Origin of the sequence: Pseudomonas sp. S36, from assembly GCF_016647875.1 — a bacterium.
GTDB lineage: Bacteria > Pseudomonadota > Gammaproteobacteria > Pseudomonadales > Pseudomonadaceae > Aquipseudomonas > Aquipseudomonas parafulva.
Genome location: NZ_JACVVG010000013.1, coordinates 30200 through 51304, shown reverse-complemented (window position 1 = coordinate 51304; position 21105 = coordinate 30200). Strand labels below are relative to the sequence as shown.

The 21105-nt window shown below is 61.4% G+C and carries 19 protein-coding genes; 5 read left to right on the top strand and 14 right to left on the bottom strand.

The window, feature by feature from the left end:
* Nucleotides 1-30: 30 nt before the first annotated feature.
* Together dnaG and rpsU are read right to left on the bottom strand one after the other, a co-directional pair.
* Nucleotides 31-1995 (bottom strand): DNA primase, encoded by a 1965-nt coding sequence (gene dnaG, locus IAE36_RS09850; RefSeq protein WP_201212099.1) that lies wholly within the window; start codon nt 1993-1995, stop codon nt 31-33.
* 302 nt (nt 1996-2297) lie between these two features.
* Nucleotides 2298-2513: a 30S ribosomal protein S21 gene (rpsU, locus tag IAE36_RS09845; RefSeq protein ID WP_003255575.1), complete on the bottom strand. Its 216-nt coding sequence runs from the start codon at nt 2511-2513 to the stop codon at nt 2298-2300.
* Between the two features lie 204 nt (nt 2514-2717).
* Here rpsU and tsaD point away from each other — a divergent pair, with 204 nt between their 5' ends.
* Entirely contained in the window at nt 2718-3743 is a 1026-nt protein-coding gene (gene tsaD / locus IAE36_RS09840; protein ID WP_028633551.1) for a tRNA (adenosine(37)-N6)-threonylcarbamoyltransferase complex transferase subunit TsaD, read from the top strand.
* A 19-nt stretch (nt 3744-3762) separates the two neighbouring features.
* On the opposite strand, the gene plsY is transcribed toward tsaD, so the two are convergent.
* Nucleotides 3763-4332, bottom strand: coding sequence for a glycerol-3-phosphate 1-O-acyltransferase PlsY (gene plsY / locus IAE36_RS09835; RefSeq protein WP_201212097.1), 570 nt, complete (start codon nt 4330-4332; stop codon nt 3763-3765).
* Nucleotides 4333-4406: 74 nt separating this feature from the next.
* On the opposite strand from plsY, the gene folB reads away from it, so the two are divergent.
* The gene (gene folB / locus IAE36_RS09830; protein WP_201212095.1) at nt 4407-4763 is read left to right on the top strand and encodes a dihydroneopterin aldolase; all 357 of its coding nucleotides are present in this window, start codon (nt 4407-4409) and stop codon (nt 4761-4763) included.
* Nucleotides 4754-5263 carry a 2-amino-4-hydroxy-6-hydroxymethyldihydropteridine diphosphokinase gene (gene folK, locus IAE36_RS09825; RefSeq protein WP_201212093.1) on the top strand — a complete coding sequence of 170 codons (510 nt, stop codon included), beginning with the start codon at nt 4754-4756 and terminating at the stop codon, nt 5261-5263. The genes folB and folK overlap by 10 nt, the downstream gene beginning before the upstream one ends.
* A gap of 56 nt (nt 5264-5319) precedes the next feature.
* On the opposite strand, the gene IAE36_RS09820 is transcribed toward folK, so the two are convergent.
* The 11 genes from IAE36_RS09820 to IAE36_RS09770 form a co-directional block, all read right to left on the bottom strand.
* The gene (locus IAE36_RS09820) at nt 5320-6414 is read right to left on the bottom strand and encodes a multifunctional CCA addition/repair protein (RefSeq protein ID WP_201212091.1); all 1095 of its coding nucleotides are present in this window, start codon (nt 6412-6414) and stop codon (nt 5320-5322) included.
* Nucleotides 6415-6469: 55 nt separating this feature from the next.
* A complete protein-coding gene (locus tag IAE36_RS09815) occupies nt 6470-8038 on the bottom strand; it encodes a SpoVR family protein (RefSeq protein ID WP_201162083.1) in 1569 nt (522 codons plus the stop codon).
* Nucleotides 8035-9306 carry a YeaH/YhbH family protein gene (locus IAE36_RS09810; protein WP_060482870.1) on the bottom strand — a complete coding sequence of 424 codons (1272 nt, stop codon included), beginning with the start codon at nt 9304-9306 and terminating at the stop codon, nt 8035-8037. Before IAE36_RS09810 ends, IAE36_RS09815 begins: the two co-directional genes overlap by 4 nt.
* A 163-nt stretch (nt 9307-9469) precedes the next feature.
* The gene (locus tag IAE36_RS09805; protein ID WP_028633544.1) at nt 9470-11392 is read right to left on the bottom strand and encodes a PrkA family serine protein kinase; all 1923 of its coding nucleotides are present in this window, start codon (nt 11390-11392) and stop codon (nt 9470-9472) included.
* Between the two features lie 284 nt (nt 11393-11676).
* On the bottom strand, nt 11677-12006 hold the full coding sequence (gene glpE, locus IAE36_RS09800) for a thiosulfate sulfurtransferase GlpE (protein WP_201212089.1): 330 nt from the start codon (nt 12004-12006) through the stop codon (nt 11677-11679).
* Between the two features lie 14 nt (nt 12007-12020).
* On the bottom strand, nt 12021-12887 hold the full coding sequence (locus tag IAE36_RS09795; RefSeq protein ID WP_201212087.1) for a symmetrical bis(5'-nucleosyl)-tetraphosphatase: 867 nt from the start codon (nt 12885-12887) through the stop codon (nt 12021-12023).
* Nucleotides 12887-13267 carry a Co2+/Mg2+ efflux protein ApaG gene (gene apaG / locus IAE36_RS09790; RefSeq protein WP_201212085.1) on the bottom strand — a complete coding sequence of 127 codons (381 nt, stop codon included), beginning with the start codon at nt 13265-13267 and terminating at the stop codon, nt 12887-12889. The genes IAE36_RS09795 and apaG overlap by 1 nt, the downstream gene beginning before the upstream one ends.
* Nucleotides 13268-13390: 123 nt before the next feature.
* Nucleotides 13391-14191, bottom strand: a complete 801-nt coding sequence (gene rsmA / locus IAE36_RS09785) for a 16S rRNA (adenine(1518)-N(6)/adenine(1519)-N(6))-dimethyltransferase RsmA (RefSeq protein ID WP_028633540.1) — start codon at nt 14189-14191, stop codon at nt 13391-13393.
* A complete protein-coding gene (gene pdxA / locus IAE36_RS09780; RefSeq protein ID WP_201212084.1) occupies nt 14188-15177 on the bottom strand; it encodes a 4-hydroxythreonine-4-phosphate dehydrogenase PdxA in 990 nt (329 codons plus the stop codon). Before pdxA ends, rsmA begins: the two co-directional genes overlap by 4 nt.
* Complete coding sequence (gene surA, locus IAE36_RS09775) at nt 15174-16493, bottom strand: peptidylprolyl isomerase SurA (protein WP_201212083.1); 1320 nt, start codon at nt 16491-16493, stop codon at nt 15174-15176. The genes pdxA and surA overlap by 4 nt, the downstream gene beginning before the upstream one ends.
* Nucleotides 16474-19287: an LPS-assembly protein LptD gene (locus IAE36_RS09770; protein ID WP_201212082.1), complete on the bottom strand. Its 2814-nt coding sequence runs from the start codon at nt 19285-19287 to the stop codon at nt 16474-16476. Before IAE36_RS09770 ends, surA begins: the two co-directional genes overlap by 20 nt.
* Nucleotides 19288-19417: 130 nt before the next feature.
* Here IAE36_RS09770 and IAE36_RS09765 point away from each other — a divergent pair, with 130 nt between their 5' ends.
* On the top strand, nt 19418-20437 hold the full coding sequence (locus tag IAE36_RS09765; RefSeq protein WP_201212081.1) for an aminoglycoside phosphotransferase family protein: 1020 nt from the start codon (nt 19418-19420) through the stop codon (nt 20435-20437).
* Nucleotides 20434-21105, top strand: coding sequence for an N-acetylmuramate alpha-1-phosphate uridylyltransferase MurU (gene murU / locus IAE36_RS09760; protein WP_201212080.1), 672 nt, complete (start codon nt 20434-20436; stop codon nt 21103-21105). The genes IAE36_RS09765 and murU overlap by 4 nt, the downstream gene beginning before the upstream one ends.

Below are 21105 nucleotides of genomic sequence, written 5' to 3'. Positions count from 1 at the left end.
CAAGCCGAGGATTATACCCGAGCATGGGCCTCACGCGCCAGATGAGGTCGGCGTTTGTGCGGGAACATTACGGCTCAGCAGGGCGAGAAGCTGGGTTTTTTCCTCGCTGGTCAATTCGCTTTGACGTGATTTCCTGAGCAGTTGTTCCAGGCTGCGCTCGCGTTGGCGGGCGGACAAGCTAGTAATGGTGTCGAAAAACTGTTGTTCAAGGCTGTCGGCCACGATCAGCCATTCCTTTTCTGCCAGCGCCCGTAGCAGGCGGCCTTGTTCGGTGCCGTGCCAGCGTGCGATCAACTGCATTGAGCTTAGCCCAGGATTTTTCTGTGCGGCTTCGATCAATGCCACCAGCAGCTGGCTGTACAGGTGTTCTTCATCGGCAAAATGGCTGGCGTCTTCAACTTTGCCTGCCAGCAGCGGGTGGTGCAGCAGTGTGCGCAGGGCGGCCAGTGTGGGCGGCTCTACCGGCGCCGGTACGCGTGGCGGCGCCTCGTCGCGCTGCCAAGGCTTGCCACCTTTGCGGTTCTTGTCCCAGGGCTTCTTGCCTGCGCTTTTTTTCGGCGTCCACGCCTGCTCCTGATGGGCGCCAGCGTAGTCCGGTTGCGGCATGTCGCCGTAATCGGCGGTATAGCTGACCATGGCATCGTAATCGTAGCCGGGGTCGTAGTCCGGTGCGCTGCTGGGGGGCGGTGCCTGCTGGGCCAGTTGCTCGACCTGCTGCAGGTCCAGCCCGGTGATCTCCCTGAGGCGGTTGCGCATCAGTTGGCGCAGGTTGGCACCCGGGATTTTTTCGATCAACGGTGCGGCCAGCGTCGCCATGTGCGCTTTGCCCTCGAGCGAGCGCGGGTCTGCTTCCAGGCTCAATTGCTCGAAGAAATAGTCAGCCAGCGGCTGGGCGTGCTGGTTGATGCGCGCCTTGAACGCATCTGTGCCTTCTGCCCGCACCAGGCTATCTGGGTCCTCGCCTTCGGGCAGAAACAGGAAGCGCGCACGGCGCCCATCCTGCAGGTTCGACAGGGTCGATTCGAGGGCGCGCCAGGCCGCTTTACGCCCGGCCTGGTCGCCGTCGAAACAGAACAATACGCTGGGCACCACCCTGAACAGGCGCTTGAGGTGTTCTTCGCTGGTGGCGGTGCCCAGCGTGGCCACGGCATTGCGCAGGCCTTGCTGGGCCAGGGCGATGACGTCCATGTAGCCCTCCACCACGATGATCTCGTCGAGGTTGCGGTTGTGCTTGCGTGCTTCATACAGCCCGTACAGCTCCTGGCCCTTGTGGAACACAGGCGTTTCCGGGGAGTTCAGGTATTTGGGCTTGTCGTCGCCCAGCACCCGGCCACCGAAGGCGATGATACGGCCGCGGCTGTCGCGAATGGGGAACATCACCCGGTCGCGGAAACGGTCGTAACGCTTGCCGCTTTCAGCGTTCTCGATCAGCAGCCCGGCATCGATCATGACCTTTTGCTGCAGGGTGTCGGCGCCCAGGTGCTTGAGCAGGTTGTCCCAGCCCGGTGGCGCGAAGCCCAGGCCAAAGTCGCGGGCCACTTCGCCGGACAGGCCGCGGCCCTTGAGGTAGTCCACAGCAGCCTTGCGGGTTGGGTGACTGCGCAGCGCCTGGCGGTAGAACTCCGAGGCGGCGTCCAGCAGCGGGTACAACGGCGAATCGGTTGGCTGGCGTGGTTTGTGGTCACGCCGGCCTTGCTCGCGGGGTACTTCCATGCCGGCGGCGCGGGCGAGCTCTTCCACGGCCTGGGGAAAATCCAGGTTGTCGTGGTCCATGACGAAGCCAAGGGCGTTGCCACCGGCACCACAGCCGAAGCAGTAGTAGAACTGCTTGTCGGGGCTGACCGTGAAGGACGGGGTTTTTTCCTTGTGGAACGGGCAGCAGGCCGAGTAGTTCTTGCCGGCCTTTTTCAGTTGCACGCGTGAGCTCACCACATCGACGATGTCGAGGCGGTTGATCAGGTCGTCAATGAAGCTTTGGGGAATCAGCCCGGCCATGGCAGTCTCGTCAATCTGGCAACTGGCAAGTCTAATCGCTCACACGCCGAATGTGGCGAGTGCGGCTTGGAGTAATGCGAGGGAAGGTGTGCTCGTCGCCGGCCCAAAGGACCCGTCAGTCGGACGTGCACGTCTGGTCTACAACAAAGATGACCAGCTCTGACGTTAAAGGCAGGTTGCCCGCAGCACGGTGAGTGAAGCGTGTGCAGGGGCCTTGAGCGAGTTGCTCAAGTGTAAAACGACCACTGCCATCGCCCGGCGGTTAGCCGGGCAGGGCAGAAGCTTTGCGTTGAACGCCTGTATTAGTACAGACGAACGGCGCGGCGCTGTTCGCGCTGAACTTTCTTGGCGTGACGCTTGACAGCAGCAGCTGCCTTGCGCTTGCGTTCTGCAGTCGGCTTTTCGTAAAACTCGCGGCTACGAACTTCAGCCAGTACACCGGCTTTTTCGCAGGAGCGCTTGAAACGACGCAGAGCTACGTCGAAGGGTTCGTTCTCTTTAACTTTGACGGCTGGCATCCAGGGCTACCTTAATTCATTACCGGGGTAGACGCGCTCCTGGCAAAACAAAGGTGTGCTGGAGAACGTCGGTTTTCAAGGGTTGCGGATGTTAACCCTTAGCACGCCGGAATGCAAAGCCTCTGATCGAAAACCGCTGGTCGGCATCCAACACGGGGACTATCATGCGCGGCTTCGAATTCAGCCCCCACAAGGGACGAGCCCATGCTAGTACTGGGATTGGAAACATCCTGCGACGAGACTGGCGTCGCATTATACGACAGCGAACGCGGCCTGCTGGCCGATGCGCTGTTCAGCCAGATCGACCTGCACCGTGTGTTTGGCGGCGTTGTACCGGAGCTTGCTTCGCGCGACCACGTCAAGCGCATGCTGCCGCTGATCCGCCAGGTATTGGGCGATGCAGGCTGCGCGGCCACCGATATCGACGCCATTGCCTACACCGCTGGCCCTGGCCTGGTGGGTGCGCTGCTGGTCGGTGCGTCGTGTGCTCAGGCGCTGGCGTTTGCCTGGGGTGTGCCGGCCATCGGCGTGCACCACATGGAAGGCCACCTGCTGGCACCCATGCTGGAGGCGAGCCCGCCTGAGTTTCCGTTCGTCGCCTTGCTGGTTTCCGGCGGCCACACCCAGTTGGTGCGTGTCGATGGCATCGGCCAGTATCAGTTGCTGGGCGAGAGCCTTGACGATGCGGCGGGCGAGGCGTTCGACAAGACGGCCAAGCTGATTGGCCTCAACTACCCCGGTGGCCCGGAAATCGCTCGCCTTGCCGAGCGCGGCACGCCTGGGCGCTTTGTATTCCCGCGGCCGATGACGGACCGCCCAGGCCTGGAGTTCAGCTTCAGCGGCTTGAAGACCTTCGCCCTGAACACCTGGCAGCAGTGCCGCAATGCGGGGGACGACAACGAGCAAACCCGTTGCGACGTGTCCCTGGCGTTCCAGCAGGCGGTGGTGGAGACGCTGACCATCAAGTGCAAGCGGGCACTCAAGCAAACCGGCCTCAAGCGCCTGGTCATTGCCGGTGGTGTCAGCGCCAACAAGGCCCTGCGTGCCTCGCTCGAGGACATGCTCGCCAGCATCAAAGGCAACGTCTATTACGCGCGTCCGCAATTCTGTACCGACAATGGCGCGATGATCGCGTATGCGGGTTGCCAGCGGCTTCTGGCCGGTCAACAGCAGGACCTGGCAATCAGCGTGCAGGCCCGCTGGCCCATGGAGCAGTTGCCCCCGCTGTAAGGTTTGGCCGCAGTGAGTGTTAAAAATGCCGCTCGCGGCCGGCAAACAGGTCGCGCAGGTTACTGCGGTGCCGCCACACGATCAGTATTGTCAGTACGGTCATGGGCAGCAGCGCCTCGGGCTGGCGCCAGGCCAGCAATGGCAGGGTCAGCGGGGTTGCAATCAGTGCCGCAAGCGAGCTGGTACGGGTAAGGTAGAGGGTGAGCAGCCAGGTACAGATGGCCAGCAGCGCCGCCGGGAAGTACAGACCCATGAGCATGCCGGCAGCTGTTGCAACGCCCTTGCCGCCGTGGAAGCGGAAGTACAGCGGAAACAGGTGGCCCAGCACTGCACAAATGCCTATCCAGGCCTGCGCCTGCAGGTCTAGGCCGGCAGCGCGGGCGACAAGTACTGGCAGCAGGCCCTTGCACAGGTCGCCGAGCAAGGTCAGGATCGCCATCTTGCGCCCTGCAAGGCGTAGCATGTTGGTGGCGCCGGCATTGCCCGAGCCACTGGAACGAGGGTCCGGGCTGCCCGCAAGGCGGCTGAGAACAATGGCAAAGGACAGCGAGCCAAGCAGGTAGGCGAGTAACGCCAGTAACCAAAACATGCTAACTATTCCGGGCGAGGACGCCCTGATTCTAACGGCGCCCGTCGCCCTTGTCGTGCTGTGGAGAGAAGTGCTTGGACAGAGTGTTCATCGAAGGCCTGGAAGTCGATACCGTTATTGGTGCCTATGACTGGGAGCGGGATATTCGCCAGTGCTTGCGCCTGGACCTCAGCTTCGGCTGGGACAACCGCCCGGCGGCTGCCGGCGACGACCTGAGCCTGGCACTGGACTACGCCAGCGTCTCGGCGCGGATCCAGGCCTTTGCCGAGCAGGCGCGCTTCGAGTTGGTGGAAACCTTCGCCGAGCGCCTGGTAGCGGTGCTGATGCATGAGTTCAACATCCCTTGGGTGCGGCTGAAGCTGACCAAGCCAGGCGCCGTTCCGGCAGCCCGTGGCGGTGTTGGCGTGGAGATCGAGCGCGGATGTCTGTAAGCACGGTTTACCTGGGCCTGGGCAGTAACATCGACCGCCATGCGCACCTGTGTGCCGGGCTTGATGCGCTGGCCGCCATTCTTACCGGCATGCGGTGCTCGCCTGTGTTCGAGAGCCAGCCGGTGGGTATCAAGAGCGGGCCGTTCATCAATTTCGTGGTGACCGGGCAGACCACATTGCCGCTGATCGAACTGGACCGCCGTCTCAAGTTCATCGAAGCCGACAATGGCCGCTACGCCCCGGATCGCAAGGGCTTGCCGCTGGATATCGATGTGCTGATGTATGACGACCTGCACGGCAATTTCGATGGGCTGGTGCTACCGCGTGCTGAAATCCTGAAAAACGCCTTTGTGTTGTGGCCCCTTGCGCTGCTGGCCCCGGAGCTGGTGCACCCGGGGGTGGGCAAGCCCATGGGGCAGCTCTGGCAAGAAGCGCAGATCGATCAGGTGCTGGCGCCTGTTGCATTCGAGTGGCATGGGGTGCAGTTGACGCCAGCTTGATCGGCAGGCATGCGGATGGCGCCGCCTGGGTTGCGCATCGTGCGCTGTGCTCGCGCCTACGGTTGCAGGGCTTTTAGTCTTTCGGCCTTCAGGGCTTCGCCGAGCGCTTGGCCTGTAAGGCCAGCCTGCACGAGGGGCTGCGCATTCACCGCTCTGGCTGCAGCTGCTGCGCTGCGCAGGTGATCGGCCTGAGGGTAAGCGGCTTTTCCATCGCCCAAGGCCGTCATTTCGCAGGCGGCGATGAAGTCCTCGAAACGCTGGGGGCGCCGGTACACGTCAAACCGCTGTAGCAGCTCCAATAGGCCAGTGGCAGGCAACTCCAGTGCGCGGTCTGCCAGCGTCAGGCATTGGCTGGTCAGCTGGGCTAGCTCCTGACATTCCCTGGGGGCCTTGAGGCGCTTGTTCACCGCCTTGACCTGCTCTGGCGCCAGCCTGCCCAGCAGGCACGCCCAGCGCACGTGCAGGGGCTGGTCATGGGCCGCCGCCTGTTGGAGTGCGGCCAGGCACAAAGGCCCTCGGTGAAGCTCTGGCATCATCTGTTCGAGTGCCTGGCAGGCGTCTAGCACCTGGAAGAACACCTGTGGCTGCGCCTCCATCAGTGCCCGCTGGATCTCCTTCCAGCTGCGCTCGGCGGTCAGTGCCTGCAACTCACCTGAAGCACTGATCTGCTGCATCAACGACAGGGTGTCGTCGGCAATGCGGAAACCCATGGGTGCGTAGCGGGCGGCAAAGCGGGCCACACGCAACACGCGCAGCGGGTCCTCGGCAAAGGCCGGCGAGACATGGCGGAGCAGGCGCTTTTCGAGATCATCCTGGCCGTGGTAGGGGTCATAGACCTTGCCGTGCTCGTCTTCGGCCATGGCGTTGATGGTCAGGTCGCGGCGGATCAGGTCTTCTTCAAGGGTGACGTCGGGGCTGGCGTAGAAGGTGAAGCCGCCGTAGCCCCGACCGCTTTTGCGCTCGGTACGGGCCAGGGCGTATTCATCGCCGGTACGTGGGTCCACGAAGACGGGGAAGTCTGTGCCAACCGGGCGATAGCCTTTGGCGTGCATGTCTTCGACGGTTGCGCCAACCACCAGCCAGTCGGTATCGCTGACAGGAAGGCCGAGCAGGCGGTCGCGTACTGCGCCGCCGACTTTGTAAATGTGCATGTACAACTCTCCATGAATGCCGACAGGATAACCCGTCGGCAACCATGGCGTGGGGTTACAGGTGGTGGACCACCGCCAGGTCCATGCGGCCGTAGTCAGCCCCTTCGGCGTGGTCGCCTCGCGGCGGCATGTGGTGGGTCTTCATCACTTTGTCGCCCTGCACGGTTTCGAGATGGATATCAAAGCCCCACAACCGATGCAGGTGCTTGAGCACTTCTTCGGTGGAGTCCCCTAGTGGTTTGCGGTTGTGCTGCTGATGACGCAGGGTAAGTGAACGGTCGCCACGACGGTCCACACTCCAGATCTGCACGTTGGGTTCACGGTTGCCCAAATTGTACTGGGCAGCTAGTTGCTCGCGAATGACACGGTAGCCCGCTTCGTCATGAATGGCCGGCACCAGCAGGTCGTCGCGCTGGTCATCATCGAGGATGCTGAACAGCTTCAAGTCACGCATGACCTTGGGTGACAGGTACTGAAGAATGAAGCTTTCGTCCTTGAAGCTGCTCATGGCGAACTTGATGGTAGCGAGCCAGTCACTGCCGGCAATGTCGGGGAACCAGCGGCGATCTTCTTCAGTGGGGTGCTCGCATATCCTGCGGATGTCGGTGTACATGGCAAACCCGAGTGCGTAGGGGTTAATGCCGCTGTAGTACGGGCTGTCGAAGCCTGGCTGGAACACCACACTGGTGTGGGACTGCAGAAATTCCATCATGAACCCTTCAGTGATCAACCCTTCGTCATAGAGGTCGTTCATGAGGGTGTAGTGCCAGAATGTAGCCCACCCTTCGTTCATGACTTGCGTCTGGCGTTGCGGGTAGAAGTACTGGGCGATTTTGCGCACGATACGCACCACTTCTCGCTGCCAGGGCTCCAGCAGTGGCGCGTTTTTCTCGATGAAGTAGAGGATGTTTTCCTGAGGTTCGGCGGGGAAGCGAGCGTCATCGCGATCGCTGCCCTTTTCGGCACTCTTGGGGATGGTGCGCCACAGGTCGTTGATCTGCCGCTGAAGGTGTTCTTCGCGGTCCTTTTGGCGGCGCCGCTCTTCTTCGGCGGAAATAGGGTAGGGCCGCTTGTAACGGTCCACGCCGTAGTTCATCAGGGCATGGCATGAGTCGATCAGGTCTTCTACCGCGTCGATGCCGTGACGCTCTTCGCATTGGGCAATGTACTGCTTGGCAAAAACCAGGTAGTCGATGATCGAACTGGCGTCGGTCCAGGTGCGGAACAGGTAGTTACCCTTGAAGAAGCTGTTGTGGCCATAACAGGCGTGGGCAATGACCAGTGCCTGCATGCACATGGTGTTTTCTTCCATCAGGTAGGCGATGCAGGGGTCGGAGTTGATCACGATCTCGTAGGCCAGGCCCATCTGCCCACGGGTATAGGATTTTTCGGTGCTGAGAAACTGCTTGCCGTACGACCAGTGGTGATAGCCCAGAGGCATGCCGACGGATGCATAGGCATCCATCATCTGCTCGGCGGTAATGACCTCGATCTGGTTGGGGTACGTATCCAGGGCGTAGCGCTCGGCCAGGCGGCCGATTTCCCGGTCGTAGTTCTGGATCAGTTCGAATGTCCACTCTGACCCGGTGGAAATGGGCTGGCGTCTCTGTGCTCTGGCGGTCATGTGGCTAACCTGCGCTGGAAGAGTTCACGGAAGACCGGGTAGATATCGCCGGCCGATACCAACTGTTGCTGGGCAAAGGTGTCTGGGAATGCATCGCCGATGCGCTCGTATTCGTACCATAGCGCCTGGTGCTCACGCGGGGTGATCTCGACATACGTGTAGTACTGCACATGGGGCATGATCTGCTTGGTCAGGATATCCCGGCAGATAGGTGAATCGTCATTCCAGTTGTCGCCATCCGACGCCTGGGCGGCGTAGATGTTCCAGTCACTGGCCGGGTAGCGCTCGGCCATGATCTCCTGCATCAGCTTGAGTGCGCTGGAAACGATGGTGCCGCCGGTTTCGCGACTGTAGAAGAATTCTTCTTCATCCACTTCGCGTGCGCTGGTGTGGTGGCGGATGAACACGACCTCGATACGGTCGTAGTTACGTTTCAGAAACAGGTACAAAAGAATGAAAAAGCGCTTGGCGATGTCCTTGGTGGCTTGCGTCATCGAGCCGGAGACATCCATCAGGCAGAACATCACAGCTTTGGAGCTGGGGTTGGGTTGCTTGATCAGCAGGTTGTACTTGAGGTCGAACGTATCAAGAAACGGCAGGCGGTTGATGCGCGCCTTGAGACGAACGATTTCCTGCTCGACCTCCTGTATATCAGTGAAATTGTCAGGCTCTTCCACCCGCAGGCGCTCGAGCTCCTTTTGCGCCTCGCGCAGCAGGGCACGGCTGCTACCGGTCAGGGCAATGCGCCGGGCGTGGGCCGAACGCAGTGTGCGCACGATGTTGATGCGTGAGGGGTTGCCTTCACTGGCCACGCCTGCGCGCACAGTTTTGAAGGTGTCGGCCCCGGTGATGTGACGTTTGACCAGGTTCGGCAGCTCCAGGTCTTCGAACATGAATTCCAGAAACTCTTCCTGGGTGATCTGGAAGACGAAGTCGTCCATGCCGTCACCCGAGTTGCCGGCCTTGCCCCGGCCACCCCCGCCGCCGCCACCCTGAGGCCGGGCGATGTGTTCACCGGCGGTGAATTCCTTGTTGCCAGGGTGCACGATGGTCTGCTTGCCACCACGCCCGTGGTGCAGCACCGGTTCATCGATATCGCGCCCCGGAATACTGATCTGTTCGCCGTGCTCCATGTCCATGATCGAGCGGCGGCTCACCGCCTCTTCGACGGCTTTCTTGATGTGATCGCGGTACCGCCGCAAGAAACGCTGGCGGTTGACCGTGCTCTTGTTCTTGCCGTTCAGGCGTCGGTCGATAACGTAGCTCATGGTCCCTCCGGTGACTGGATGCAGCGCGGAGCTACAAGCCCGCGAGCTACAAGCTTCAAGCTGCAAGCTTCAAGAAAGAGCAGGCAGCGCTGCTGCAAGCTATTGCGTCGGTACTGAACCGTACGGCGAACAGCTTGCAGCTTGCAGCTCACAGCTTGGTGCTCTATTGCGATTTCCTTACACGCAGGTACCATTCCGACAGCAGGCGAACCTGCTTGTCGGTGTAGCCACGCTCCACCATCCGCGTGACGAAATCGTTGTGTTTCTGTTGGTCCTCCTTGCTGGCCTTGGCATTGAAGCTGATGACGGGCAGCAGATCTTCGGTGTTGGAGAACATTTTCTTCTCGATCACCACCCGCAGCTTTTCATAGCTGAGCCAGCTCGGGTTCTTGCCGTTGTTGTTGGCGCGGGCGCGCAGCACGAAGTTGACGATCTCGTTGCGGAAGTCCTTCGGGTTGCTGATGCCGGCAGGTTTCTCGATTTTTTCCAGTTCTTCGTTAAGGGCAATGCGGTTGAGGATTTCACCGGTTTCCGGGTCGCGGTATTCCTGGTCCTGGATCCAGAAGTCGGCGTAGAGGACATAGCGATCGAAGATGTTCTGCCCGTATTCGCTGTACGACTCCAGGTAGGCCGTCTGGATTTCCTTGCCAATGAACTCGATATAGCGAGGGGCCAGGTATTCCTTCAGGTAACGCAGGTAGCGCTCACGCACTTCGGCGGGGAACTGTTCCTGTTCGATCTGCTGTTCCAGCACATACAACAGGTGTACTGGGTTGGCGGCTACTTCGTGCGGGTCAAAGTTGAAGACCTTGGACAGGATCTTGAAGGCAAACCGGGTGGACAGGCCGTTCATGCCCTCGTCGACACCGGCCGAATCGCGGTACTCCTGAATGGACTTGGCCTTGGGGTCGGTGTCCTTGAGGTTTTCACCGTCGTACACGCGCATCTTGGAGTAGATGTTCGAGTTGTCCGGTTCCTTGAGGCGCGAAAGGACGGTGAATTGGGCGAGCATCTTCAAGGTGTCGGGTGCGCAGTGGGCCTTGGACAGCGAGCTGTTGACCAGCAACTTGTCGTAGATCCTGATCTCATCGCTGACGCGCAGGCAGTACGGCACCTTGACGATGTAGATACGGTCGATGAAGGCCTCGTTGTTCTTGTTGTTGCGGAACGTGTGCCACTCCGATTCGTTGGAGTGGGCCAGCAGAATGCCGGAGTAGGGGATCGCCCCCAGGCCTTCGGTACTGTTGTAGTTACCTTCCTGGGTAGCGGTAAGCAGGGGGTGCAGCACCTTGATCGGTGCCTTGAACATTTCCACAAACTCCATCAGGCCCTGGTTGGCCCGGCACAGCGCGCCCGAGTAGCTGTAGGCATCGGCGTCGTTCTGCGGGAATTCCTCGAGCTTGCGGATATCCACCTTACCCACCAGCGCAGAGATATCCTGGTTGTTCTCATCGCCCGGTTCGGTCTTGGCGATGGCGATCTGGTTGAGGATAGAGGGGTACAGCTTGACCACCTTGAACTTGCTGATGTCGCCGCCAAACTCCTGCAGGCGCTTGGTGGCCCAGGGGGACATGATGGTGCTCAGGTATCGCCGCGAGATGCCGTACTCTTCCTCGAGAATGGCCCCGTCTTCAGTGGCGTTGAACAGCCCCAGGGGGGATTCGAATACAGGCGACCCCTTGATGGCATAGAACGGTACCCGCTCCATCAGCTGCTTGAGCTTTTCGGCCAGGGACGATTTACCGCCGCCAACCGGGCCCAACAGGTAGAGGATCTGTTTCTTCTCCTCCAGGCCCTGGGCGGCGTGGCGGAAATAAGAGACGATCTGGTCGATGCACTCTTCCATGCCATGGAAGTCGGCAAAGGCCGGGTAGCGCCGAATGACTTTGTTGGAAAATATACGCGACAGCCTGGAGTTGGCAGAGGTGTCGATCAGCTCGGGTTCACCGATTGCCAGCAACAGGCGTTCGGCCGCCGATGCGTAGGCACTGCGATCCTCTTTGCACAGCTCGAGGTACTCCTGCAGCGAGAGTTCTTCCTGGCGCGTGGACTCGAAGCGTTGTTGGAAGTGGCTAAAAATACTCATGACGTCACCTCGCTCGATACGTAGAGACGACGCCGGATCAGTCAGCTGATGCTGGCATGCAACCGAATTTCCCCGGCTGCTGTGTACCCCCCAGAACACCCTGTAACGCTACCGATGACCCGCACGCCGGTGTACCGGCTCTCCCCTTTTTCCGGATGGCCTGAGCTTAAGAATAGTTGGTTATCGGCAAGGTCAAGGGCGGGGCAGGCAGAAGTTGCGAACGACCGTTCGTCAGATTAGGCGCGAGCCCGCACGGGGCGCGGGCTGCAGTCACTATGAAAAAATTATTCGGCGGTGCCCTGGGCGGTTTCTGCAGGGAAGGTGGCACGCCACAGCTCAAAACCGCCATCGATGCTGTACACGTCGGAAAAGCCCTGGTTCACCAGGTAGGCCGCAGCGCTCTGGCTGGAGTTGCCGTGGTAGCACACCACCAACGTTGGGGCGTCCAGGTCGGCGCTGCGGATGAAATCCGGGACCGACTGATTGTCCAGGTGTCGGGCACCGCTGATATGGCCGGCGGCGAATGCCTGCGGGTCGCGAATGTCCACCACTACCGCACCTGCCTGCTTGAGCGCCAGGGCCTGCTCGGGAGGGATGCGTTTGAATTCGCTCATGAGTAGTGCTTCCTTCAAGTCTGATCGTTCAGTGTAGTTGGGTGCGCCGCTGAGCGCAGGGTGCCGCCTTCGCCACAGTCGCAATGGTGATATTCGCCACTGTCGACGTTGTACAGGGTCATGGCGCCACCCCATACGCAACCGGTGTCCAGCGCGATGATGCCAGGTTCGTCGACCTGGCCCTGCAAGGCGGCCCAGTGGCCAAAGATGATCTTCACGTGGCGCGAGCGCCGGCCCTTGTGGGCATACCAGGGTTTGAAGCCCTTGGGTGCTGTTTCCAGGCCTTCCTTGCTCTTGAGGTCCAGCTTGCCCTCGGCCGTGCAGAAGCGCATGCGTGTGAGGCAGTTGGTGATCACCCTCAGGCGTTCGACATCCGCAAGGTTCTTGCTCCACTTGTTCGGCTCGTTGCCGTACATGCCGTCCAGATAAAGCTGCAGGCGGTTGTCATCGCGCAGCACCGCTTCCACCTCTGCCGCCAACTCAAGGGCTTTGCCCAGCGTCCACTGCGGGGGGATGCCCGCATGAACCAGCGCGATGCCGCGTGCTTCATCGTAATGCAGCAGCTTTTGCTGGCGCAGCCAGTCGAACAGCTGATCGGCATCGGGCGCCTCGATGACCTCACGCAGCGTGTCGCTTTTTTTCAAGCGCTCGACGTTGTGCCATGCGGCCAGCAGGTGCAGGTCATGGTTGCCGAGTACGCACACCAGCGACTCGCGCATGGCGTACAGAAAGCGCAAGGTTTCGAGAGATTCCGGGCCGCGGTTCACCAGGTCGCCCACCAGCCAAAGGCGGTCGACACTTGGGTTGAATTTCACCCGGTCCAACAGGCATTTCAGCGGTTCCAGGCAGCCTTGCAGATCGCCGACGGCATAGGTAGCCATCAGTGCAATGCCCCGGGTACAGCCAAGCGGAAAGGCGCGATGGTGGCATCGAAACGTTTGCCGTCTTCGGCGAACATCTGGTAACTGCCCTGCATGGTGCCGACGCGGGTGCTGATCACCGCGCCGCTGCTGTAGGTATGGCTCTGGCCCGGGTCGATGTTGGGTTGCTGCCCGACCACGCCGGCGCCGCGCACTTCCTCCACTTCACCATCACCATTGGTGATCAGCCAGTGGCGTGACAGCAGCTTGGCTTTGAGTGAGCCGTTGTTCTGCACCGTAATGGTGTAGGCGAAGGCGAAACGGCTGTTATCCGGGTCGGATTGTTCTTTGAGATAGCGGGTCACGACGCTGACGTCGATCTGATAGCGGGGGTCGGTCATGCAAGGGCCTTGGGCGAACTGACGCAATGATGCAGTCTAGGCCATTGATGGTGCACAGGGCCAGCACTGGCCCTGCGCCGCTCGGCATGCGGATTGAGCAGATGCCCAATGGTCGCGCTGAGGTCAGGCTTGCTGGTCTGCCAATTGGTCAGCCAGGCGCACGAAGGCTGCCAGGTCAAGCTGCTCGGGCCGCAGGCTGCCGTCCACGCCAGCCGCTTCGATGGCCTGGCTGTCGAGCAAGCCCTTCATGGTGTTGCGCAGGGTTTTGCGGCGCTGGTTGAACGCCTCGCGTACCACCTGCTCCAGCAGGCGCGCATCCTTCGCAGGATGTGGCAGCACTTCGTGGGGTACCAGGCGCACGATGGCGGAGTCCACCTTGGGCGGCGGGTTAAAGGCGCCTGGGCCAACGTTGAACAGGTGTTCGACCCGGCAGTGGTACTGCACCATGATCGACAGGCGGCCCCAATCTCCCCCGCCGGGGCCTGCAGCCATGCGCTCGACCACTTCCTTTTGCAGCATGAAATGCATGTCGCGGATCAGCCCGGCATGGCTGAGCAAATGGAAGATCAGGGGCGTCGAGATGTTGTAGGGCAGGTTGCCGACCACTTTCAGGCTGCGTGGGGGGACTCCCAGCTGGTTGAAGTCGAACTTCAGGGCGTCGCCCTGGTGCAGGCGGAAGTTGCCGCGATCCGCGAACTTGTGCTGCAGGATCGGCACAAGGTCCTTGTCCAGTTCCACCACGTCCAGTTGCGCGCCACTGCCCAGCAGCCCCTCGGTGAGGGCGCCCTGGCCCGGGCCGATCTCCAGCAGGTGCTCGCCAGCCTTGGCGTTGATAGCCCGCAGGATGCGGTCGATGATGCCTGCGTCGTGCAGGAAGTTCTGACCGAAGCGCTTGCGCGCCCGGTGTTGGTATTGCTCGTTCATGGTCGGTTCTCGGCCATCTGGTAGGCAGTTTGCAGCGCAACGCGCAGGCTGCCGGTGTCGATGTTGCCGGTGCCAGCGAGGTCCAGGGCAGTGCCGTGGTCAACCGAGGTACGGATGATGGGCAGCCCCAGGGTCACGTTGACCGCCGCGCCAAAGCCCTTGTACTTGAGTACGGGCAGGCCCTGGTCGTGATACATCGCCAGCACCGCATCGCAGTGCTCCAGATATTTGGGGGTAAACAGGGTATCGGCTGGCAATGGCCCGCGCAGGTCCATGCCTTCGGCGCGCAGGCGGGCCAGGGCCGGCTCGATAATGTCGATTTCCTCGCGGCCCAGATGGCCACCTTCACCCGCATGGGGGTTGAGGCCGCATACCAGGATGCGAGGGTGGGGGATGCCGAACTTGTTACGCATGTCTGCATGCAGGATGCGTGTAACCCGCTCAAGACGCTCGGCGGTGATGGCGTCGGCGATATCGCGCAGGGGCAGGTGGGTGGTCACCAGGGCAACGCGCAGGCCATGGGTGGCCAGCATCATCACCACCTGCTCGGTGTGGGTCAGTTCGGCCAGAAACTCAGTGTGCCCAGAGAAGGCGATGCCACTTTCGTTGATGACGCCCTTGTGCACCGGCGCGGTGATCATGCCGGCAAAATGTTGGTCCAGGCAGCCCTGGCCCGCGCGGGTGAGGGTTTGCAGGACGAACGCCGCGTTGGCGTTGTCCAGTTGGCCCGCCACTACCGGGGCCGCCAATGGCGTGTCCCACACATAGAGACTGCCTGCTGGCGCGGGCTGGTCCGGCCACTGCTGTGGCCCTACCGGCAGCAGGTCGACCGCCAGCCCCAGCTGGGTGGCCCGCTCGGCGAGCAGGTCACGGCTGGTGATGGCAATCAGGGGGTGGGGCTGGGCGTCTGCGGCGAGCAGCAGGCACAGGTCGGGGCCTATGCCCGCTGGCTCGCCGGGGGTGACGGCGAAGCGCAGTGGCTTCACTGGGCGGCCTGGTCAGCGCCAGGCAGCTTGATTTCAACGTAGGCTTCGTCGCGAATCTGGCGCAGCCAGGTTTGCAGCTCTTCGTCGTATTTGCGGTTACGCAAAACGGTCATGGCCTGCTGCTCGCGTGCCTGTTCGGTGCTGTCGGTGGCACGACGGCCCAGCACTTCCATGACATGCCAGCCGTACTGGGTCTTGAACGGTTTGGTCACTACGCCTTGCTGGGCGTTGGCCATCTGCTCACGGAACTCCGGTACCAGGCTGTTCGGGTCAACCCAGTTGAGGTCGCCACCGTTGAGCGCCGAGCCCGGGTCTTCCGAGAAGCTCTTGGCCAGGGTGGCAAAGTCTTCGCCGTTGTTGATGCGTTCGTAGATCTTCTCGGCCAGTTGTTCGGTGGCCGCTTCGCTGCGCACCTCACTTGGCTTGATCAGAATGTGGCGCACGTGCACTTCATCGCGCAGCACGTTCTGGCTACCGCCGCGTTTTTCCTCGAGCTTGAGGATGATGAAGCCATTGGGGATGCGGATGGGCTGGGTGATATCACCGACTGCCATGCTGCTCAGCATCTTGGCAAAGTCCGGTGGCAGTTGCCCCGCATTGCGCCAGCCCATCTCGCCGCCTTCCAGTGCGTTCTCGCTGGCGGAGCGGGCAATGGCCATCTGGCCGAAGTCCGCGCCCTGCTTGAGCTGCTGGTACACATCGCCGACCTGACGGGCGGCTGCCTGGATGGCCTGGGAGTTGGCCGCTTCAGGGGTGGGGATGAGGATGTTGGCCAGGCGGTACTCTTCGGACATCTGCATCTTACCCAGGTCCGAATTCAGGAAGTTTTTCACTTCTTGCTCGGAAACCTGAATGCGCTCGGCCACACGGCGCTGACGCACGCGGCTGATGATCATCTCGCGCTTGACCTGTTCACGGGCGTCGTCAAACGACAGGCCGTCGTGGGCCAAGGCCGCACGGAACTGGTCCAGCGACATGCCATTGCGCTGGGCAATGGTGCCGATGGCCTGGTTGAGCTCTTCGTCAGTGATGCGGATGCCGGAACGCTCGCCGATCTGCAATTGCAGGTTCTCGACGATCAGGCGTTCCAGTACCTGCTGTTCCAGGGCACCGGTGGGCGGCACGCCGCCGCCGCGCTTGGCGATGGTTTGCTGGACCTCGCGGACACGCTGGTCCAGCTGGCTTTGCATCACCACGTCGTTGTCAACGATGGCTACCACACGATCAAGCGGCTGCACCGCAGCATGTACTGCGCCACTCAGCAAAGCGACGCCCAGCAGCACTGGGCGCAGTCGATCAATAAGCTTGGTCTTCACGTTCACGATAACCTTGAATGCCTTTGTCGAGGAAAGATTCGACCTTGTTGCCAACCACGCCGCCCAGACCTTTCAGGACGATCTGGAGGAATACACCATGGTCGCCTTTTTCGTTCTGCGGCAATGCCTGGCTGTAGTCGTCGAAGTCGAGCCAGTAGCGGTTGATCAGGCGCAGTTTCCAGCAGCAGTTGTCATATTCGAAACCGCCCATGGCTTCCAGGGTACGGTTGCGGTTGTAGTCATGCTGCCAGCGAGCGATGACGCTCCACTGCGGGACGATCGGCCAGATGACCGAGAAGTCATGCTGCTGGATCTTGTAGTAGTCCTTGATGTAGTTCGGGCTACCCGGGGTGCCGTAGTCGCCCCCGTCCACTTTCCACGTACCGGTGCTGGAGTCGAAGGCAACGGTGTCGTTGCGGTAGCGGTAACCCAGGTTGACCACCTTGTTCGGGTTGTCTTCAGGCTGGTAGTGGAACATGGCACTGCCCGAGCGGGTGGTGTGGCTGTCCTGGTCCCAGTTGAGGTCCGAGTTGAAGCGCCAATCGCGGTTGAAGTAGTAGTTGTACACCAGCGCGTACGGCGAGGTATTGGCCTGCGCGTAGCGACGGTTCTTGTAATCGATGCCTGGCAACTGAACCTTGCGGTCCTTGAAGTAGTAAGCCTGGCCGATACTGAAGTTCTGGCGCTCGAAGCCGTTGTCCTCGATCCAGCGGGTAGTGACACCCAGCGACAGCTTGTTCTCGTCGCCGATGCGATCGGTACCGCTGAAGCGGTTGTCGCGGAACAGCGAGTCGTAGCTGAACAGGGTTTCGCTGGTGTCGAACAGCGGGATGTCCTTCTGGTCCTTGTACGGGACGTTCAGGTAGAACAGGCGCGGCTCAAGGGTCTGCTTGTAGTTGGTGCCAAACAGCGAGGTGTTGCGGTCGAAGTACAGGCCGCTGTCGACGCTGAAGATCGGTACGCTGCGGTTCACCGAGCTGCTGTAGTCGCCGTAAACGCTCGGATCTGCAGCGTACTGCTCGGCAGCGGTGGTCTTGCCTCGGCCGTCCAAGTCAAGATCGTACTGGGTGTAGGCGTACTTCAGCTTCGGCGTCAGGTAGCCGTAGCTGGCCTGCATCGGGTAGCTGATCGACGGCGCAACGTTCAGGCGTGTGCCGTTGGCGCGCTGTATGCCGGTGATGTTCTCGTCAAGACGACGGCCGTCGGCCCCTGCTGTCAGGTCGAGGTTGCCATCCTTGTCGAACACCGTGCCTTTCTTCAAGTCACGCTCAAAACGCACCGCTTCGGTTTCATACGCCATGTTCAGCCCGCCCGGCTGATAAGGCAGCACACCATTGAAGGTGATCTGCGGCAGGCGGTCGTACGGCGTGATCTGCGAAATGGTGGCCGCCTCGTAGGCGTGTACGTTCAACCGGGCGGTGTAGCTGTCGCCGCGGTAGGTGAGCGCACCTTGCTGATCGAGGAAGTCCTTGTTGTCGACGCCGATCTGGTCGGATTCCAGGTCCTGGAAGTAGAACGGGTCGCTGATGTCGGTGTAGTTCACCTCGGTCATCAGGCGCTCGTCCAGGCCGCCCTTGTGCTGCCAGTTGACCATCCAGCGCTGATCCTTGTAATCAGTCTGGTCTTTGCGCTCGTCGCTCTTGTCGTTGAGGTAGGCGCCGCCGAACTGGCCTTCGCTCGAAGGGGTCAGGTAGCGGAATTCGCCTTCCATCAGCAGGCCGCGCTTGGTCATGTAGCGCGGGTACAACGTGGCATCGTAGTTGGGTGCCAGGTTGAAGTAGTACGGCGTTACCAGCATGAAGCCAGTGTCGCTGCTGGTGCTGAACGATGGCGGCAGGAAGCCGGACTGGCGACGGTCGTCGATCGGGAAGTAGATGTACGGTGTGTAGAACACCGGGAAATCCTTGACCCGCAGGGTGACGTTGGTCGCGGTACCGAAACCGGTGGCCGGGTTCAGGGTGATGTTGTTGCCCTTGAGCTGCCAGGCGTTGCTGCCCGGTTCACAGGTGGTGTACGTACCATCCTTGAGGCGGATGATCGCGTTTTCACCGCGTTTGGCGTAGAGGGCACTGCCGCGAATGTGCGACTTGTGCATCACGTATTCAGCGTTGTCGACCTGGGCTTCGCCGGTGTCGAGCTGGATTTGTGCCTGGTCACCCACCACCAGCGAACCGTTGTCGCGGATCTTGACGTTACCCTTGAGCTCGCCACGGTTTTCGGTCTGGTAGAGGTTGGCTTCGTCGGCCTCGGCCTGCATGCTGCCCTGGCGCATTACCACGTTGCCGGCGAGGGTAGCAATCTGCTGCTCCTGCTGGTACTTGGACACCTTGGCGTTGATGTAGGTAGGCGACTCGTCCTTGGGCGTGGTGTCGGCCATGCCTGGGCGGGTTGGCTCGATATAGGCGCCACCGCAATACGGGCCGGTTTCGGCCAGCTGAGCAGCGGTGAGCTTGTCACGCGGGACCCAGTCCAGGTGGCTGTAGTCTTCGCTGCGCGACTTCAGGCCGCGGCCCTTGGCCTCGGTAACCAGCGTCGGGCGGTCGGCGGCTTGCGCCTCGCCGGCGGCTTCGCCACCGGTGCCGGCGCTGACAGCAGCACCCTCGTGCACCGGCCGTGGCGGCAGGTTGTTGACCTGAGCCTTGGGCTTGCAGTCCCAACCACCGGAGGCGGACACTTGGCAGTCGAATTGTTCGGCTGCCACGACGTGCGACATGGCTAGAGGTTGCAGGGCCAGCAGACCGCCGGTGACCAGCAACGGAAACTTTCTACGAAACGCGGGGGATTTCAATGCCATCTTATTAGTCCGGGCTTCCTGCGTGCCATCTGCCCGCGTGTGGGGCCGCACGCCTCTCGATGGTCTGAAAAAGATGCTGGATAATAAAGCATGACCCGCTTGACGGCTAGGGCCGTCGGAGACCCTTGTAATGCCTGAACACGATGTACGCCTGCAACAACTGACGGTGTGGCTCCACGAGCAGCTCGAGGATCTTTTCCGCAACAACGCCTGGGGCGAGGTGCCAGCAGGCAGCCTGACCCCAGCCAGCAGTGATGCCAGCTTCCGCCGCTACTTCCGCTGGGAAGGTGCAGGGCACAGTTTTGTGGTGATGGATGCCCCGCCCCCGCAGGAAGATTGCCGACCGTTCGTCGCCATCGACCACCTGCTCGCCAGTGGCGGGGTGCACGTGCCACTCATCCACGCCCAGGACCTGGAGCGAGGCTTCCTGCTGCTGGGTGACATGGGCCGCCAGACCTACCTGGACATCATCGATGCCGACAATGCCGACGCCTTGTTCGCCGATGCCATCGACGCCCTGCTGGCCGTGCAGCGCCTGCCGATGGAGGCTGCACTGCCCAGCTACGACGAAGCCTTGCTGCGCCGTGAGGTCGAGCTGTTCCACCAGTGGTATGTGGGCCACGAACTTGGCCGGGCCTTCGATGAACAGCAGGCCGCTGCCTGGCAGCGCTGCAGCCAACTGCTGATCGACAGCGCCCTGGCGCAGCCCAAGGTGCTGGTGCACCGCGACTACATGCCGCGCAATCTGATGCAAAGCGCACCAAACCCAGGGGTGCTGGACTTCCAGGATGCCGTGTATGGCCCTGTCACCTACGACATCACTTGCCTGTTCAAGGATGCCTTCGTCAGCTGGCCACAGGCCCGGGTTCAAGGCTGGCTGCGTGACTACTGGCAAAAGGCCAAGGCCGCCGGCATTCCGGTACAGGCCGATTTCGACACCTTCCAGCGTGCCAGCGACCTGATGGGCGTGCAGCGCCACCTGAAAGTGATCGGCATTTTTGCCCGCATCTGCCACCGCGATGGCAAGCCACGTTACCTGGGCGATGTACCGCGCTTTTTCGCCTATATAAAAGAGGTGATCACCCGCCGTCCCGAACTGGCCGAGCTGGGTGAATTGATCGCCGGGCTACAGGCGGGAGCACGTGCATGAAAGCCATGATTCTGGCGGCAGGCAAGGGCGAGCGCATGCGCCCCTTGACCCTGCACACGCCCAAGCCGCTGGTGCCGCTTGCCGGGCGGCCATTGATCGAATACCACCTGCAGGCACTGGCCGCTGCGGGCATTACCGATGTGGTGATCAACCATGCCTGGCTCGGCCAGCAGATCGAACGCCATCTGGGTGATGGCAGCCGCTTTGGCCTGCATATCCGCTACTCCGCCGAGGGCGAGCCCCTGGAAACCGGTGGCGGTATCTTCAAGGCGTTGCCTTTGCTGGGCGATGAACCCTTTGTGCTGGTAAACGGTGATATCTGGACCGACTACGATTTTTCCCGGTTGCAATGCCCGTTGCAGGGCCTGGCCCATCTGGTGCTGGTCGACAACCCCAGCCATCACGGCCACGGCGATTTTCGCCTGGTCGACGGCCAGGTCCTCGACGGGGATAGCGCCCCAGGCACCCTGACCTTCAGCGGCATTTCCCTGCTGCACCCATCACTGTTCGACGGTTGCCAGCCTGGCGCATTCAAGCTCGCGCCACTGCTGCGCCAGGCCATAGCTGCCGGCAAGGTCAGCGGTGAGCGCCACGCGGGCCGGTGGGTGGACGTAGGCACCCTGGAGCGCCTGGCCGAGGCCGAGCGCCTGCTTGGCGAGCACGCCTGA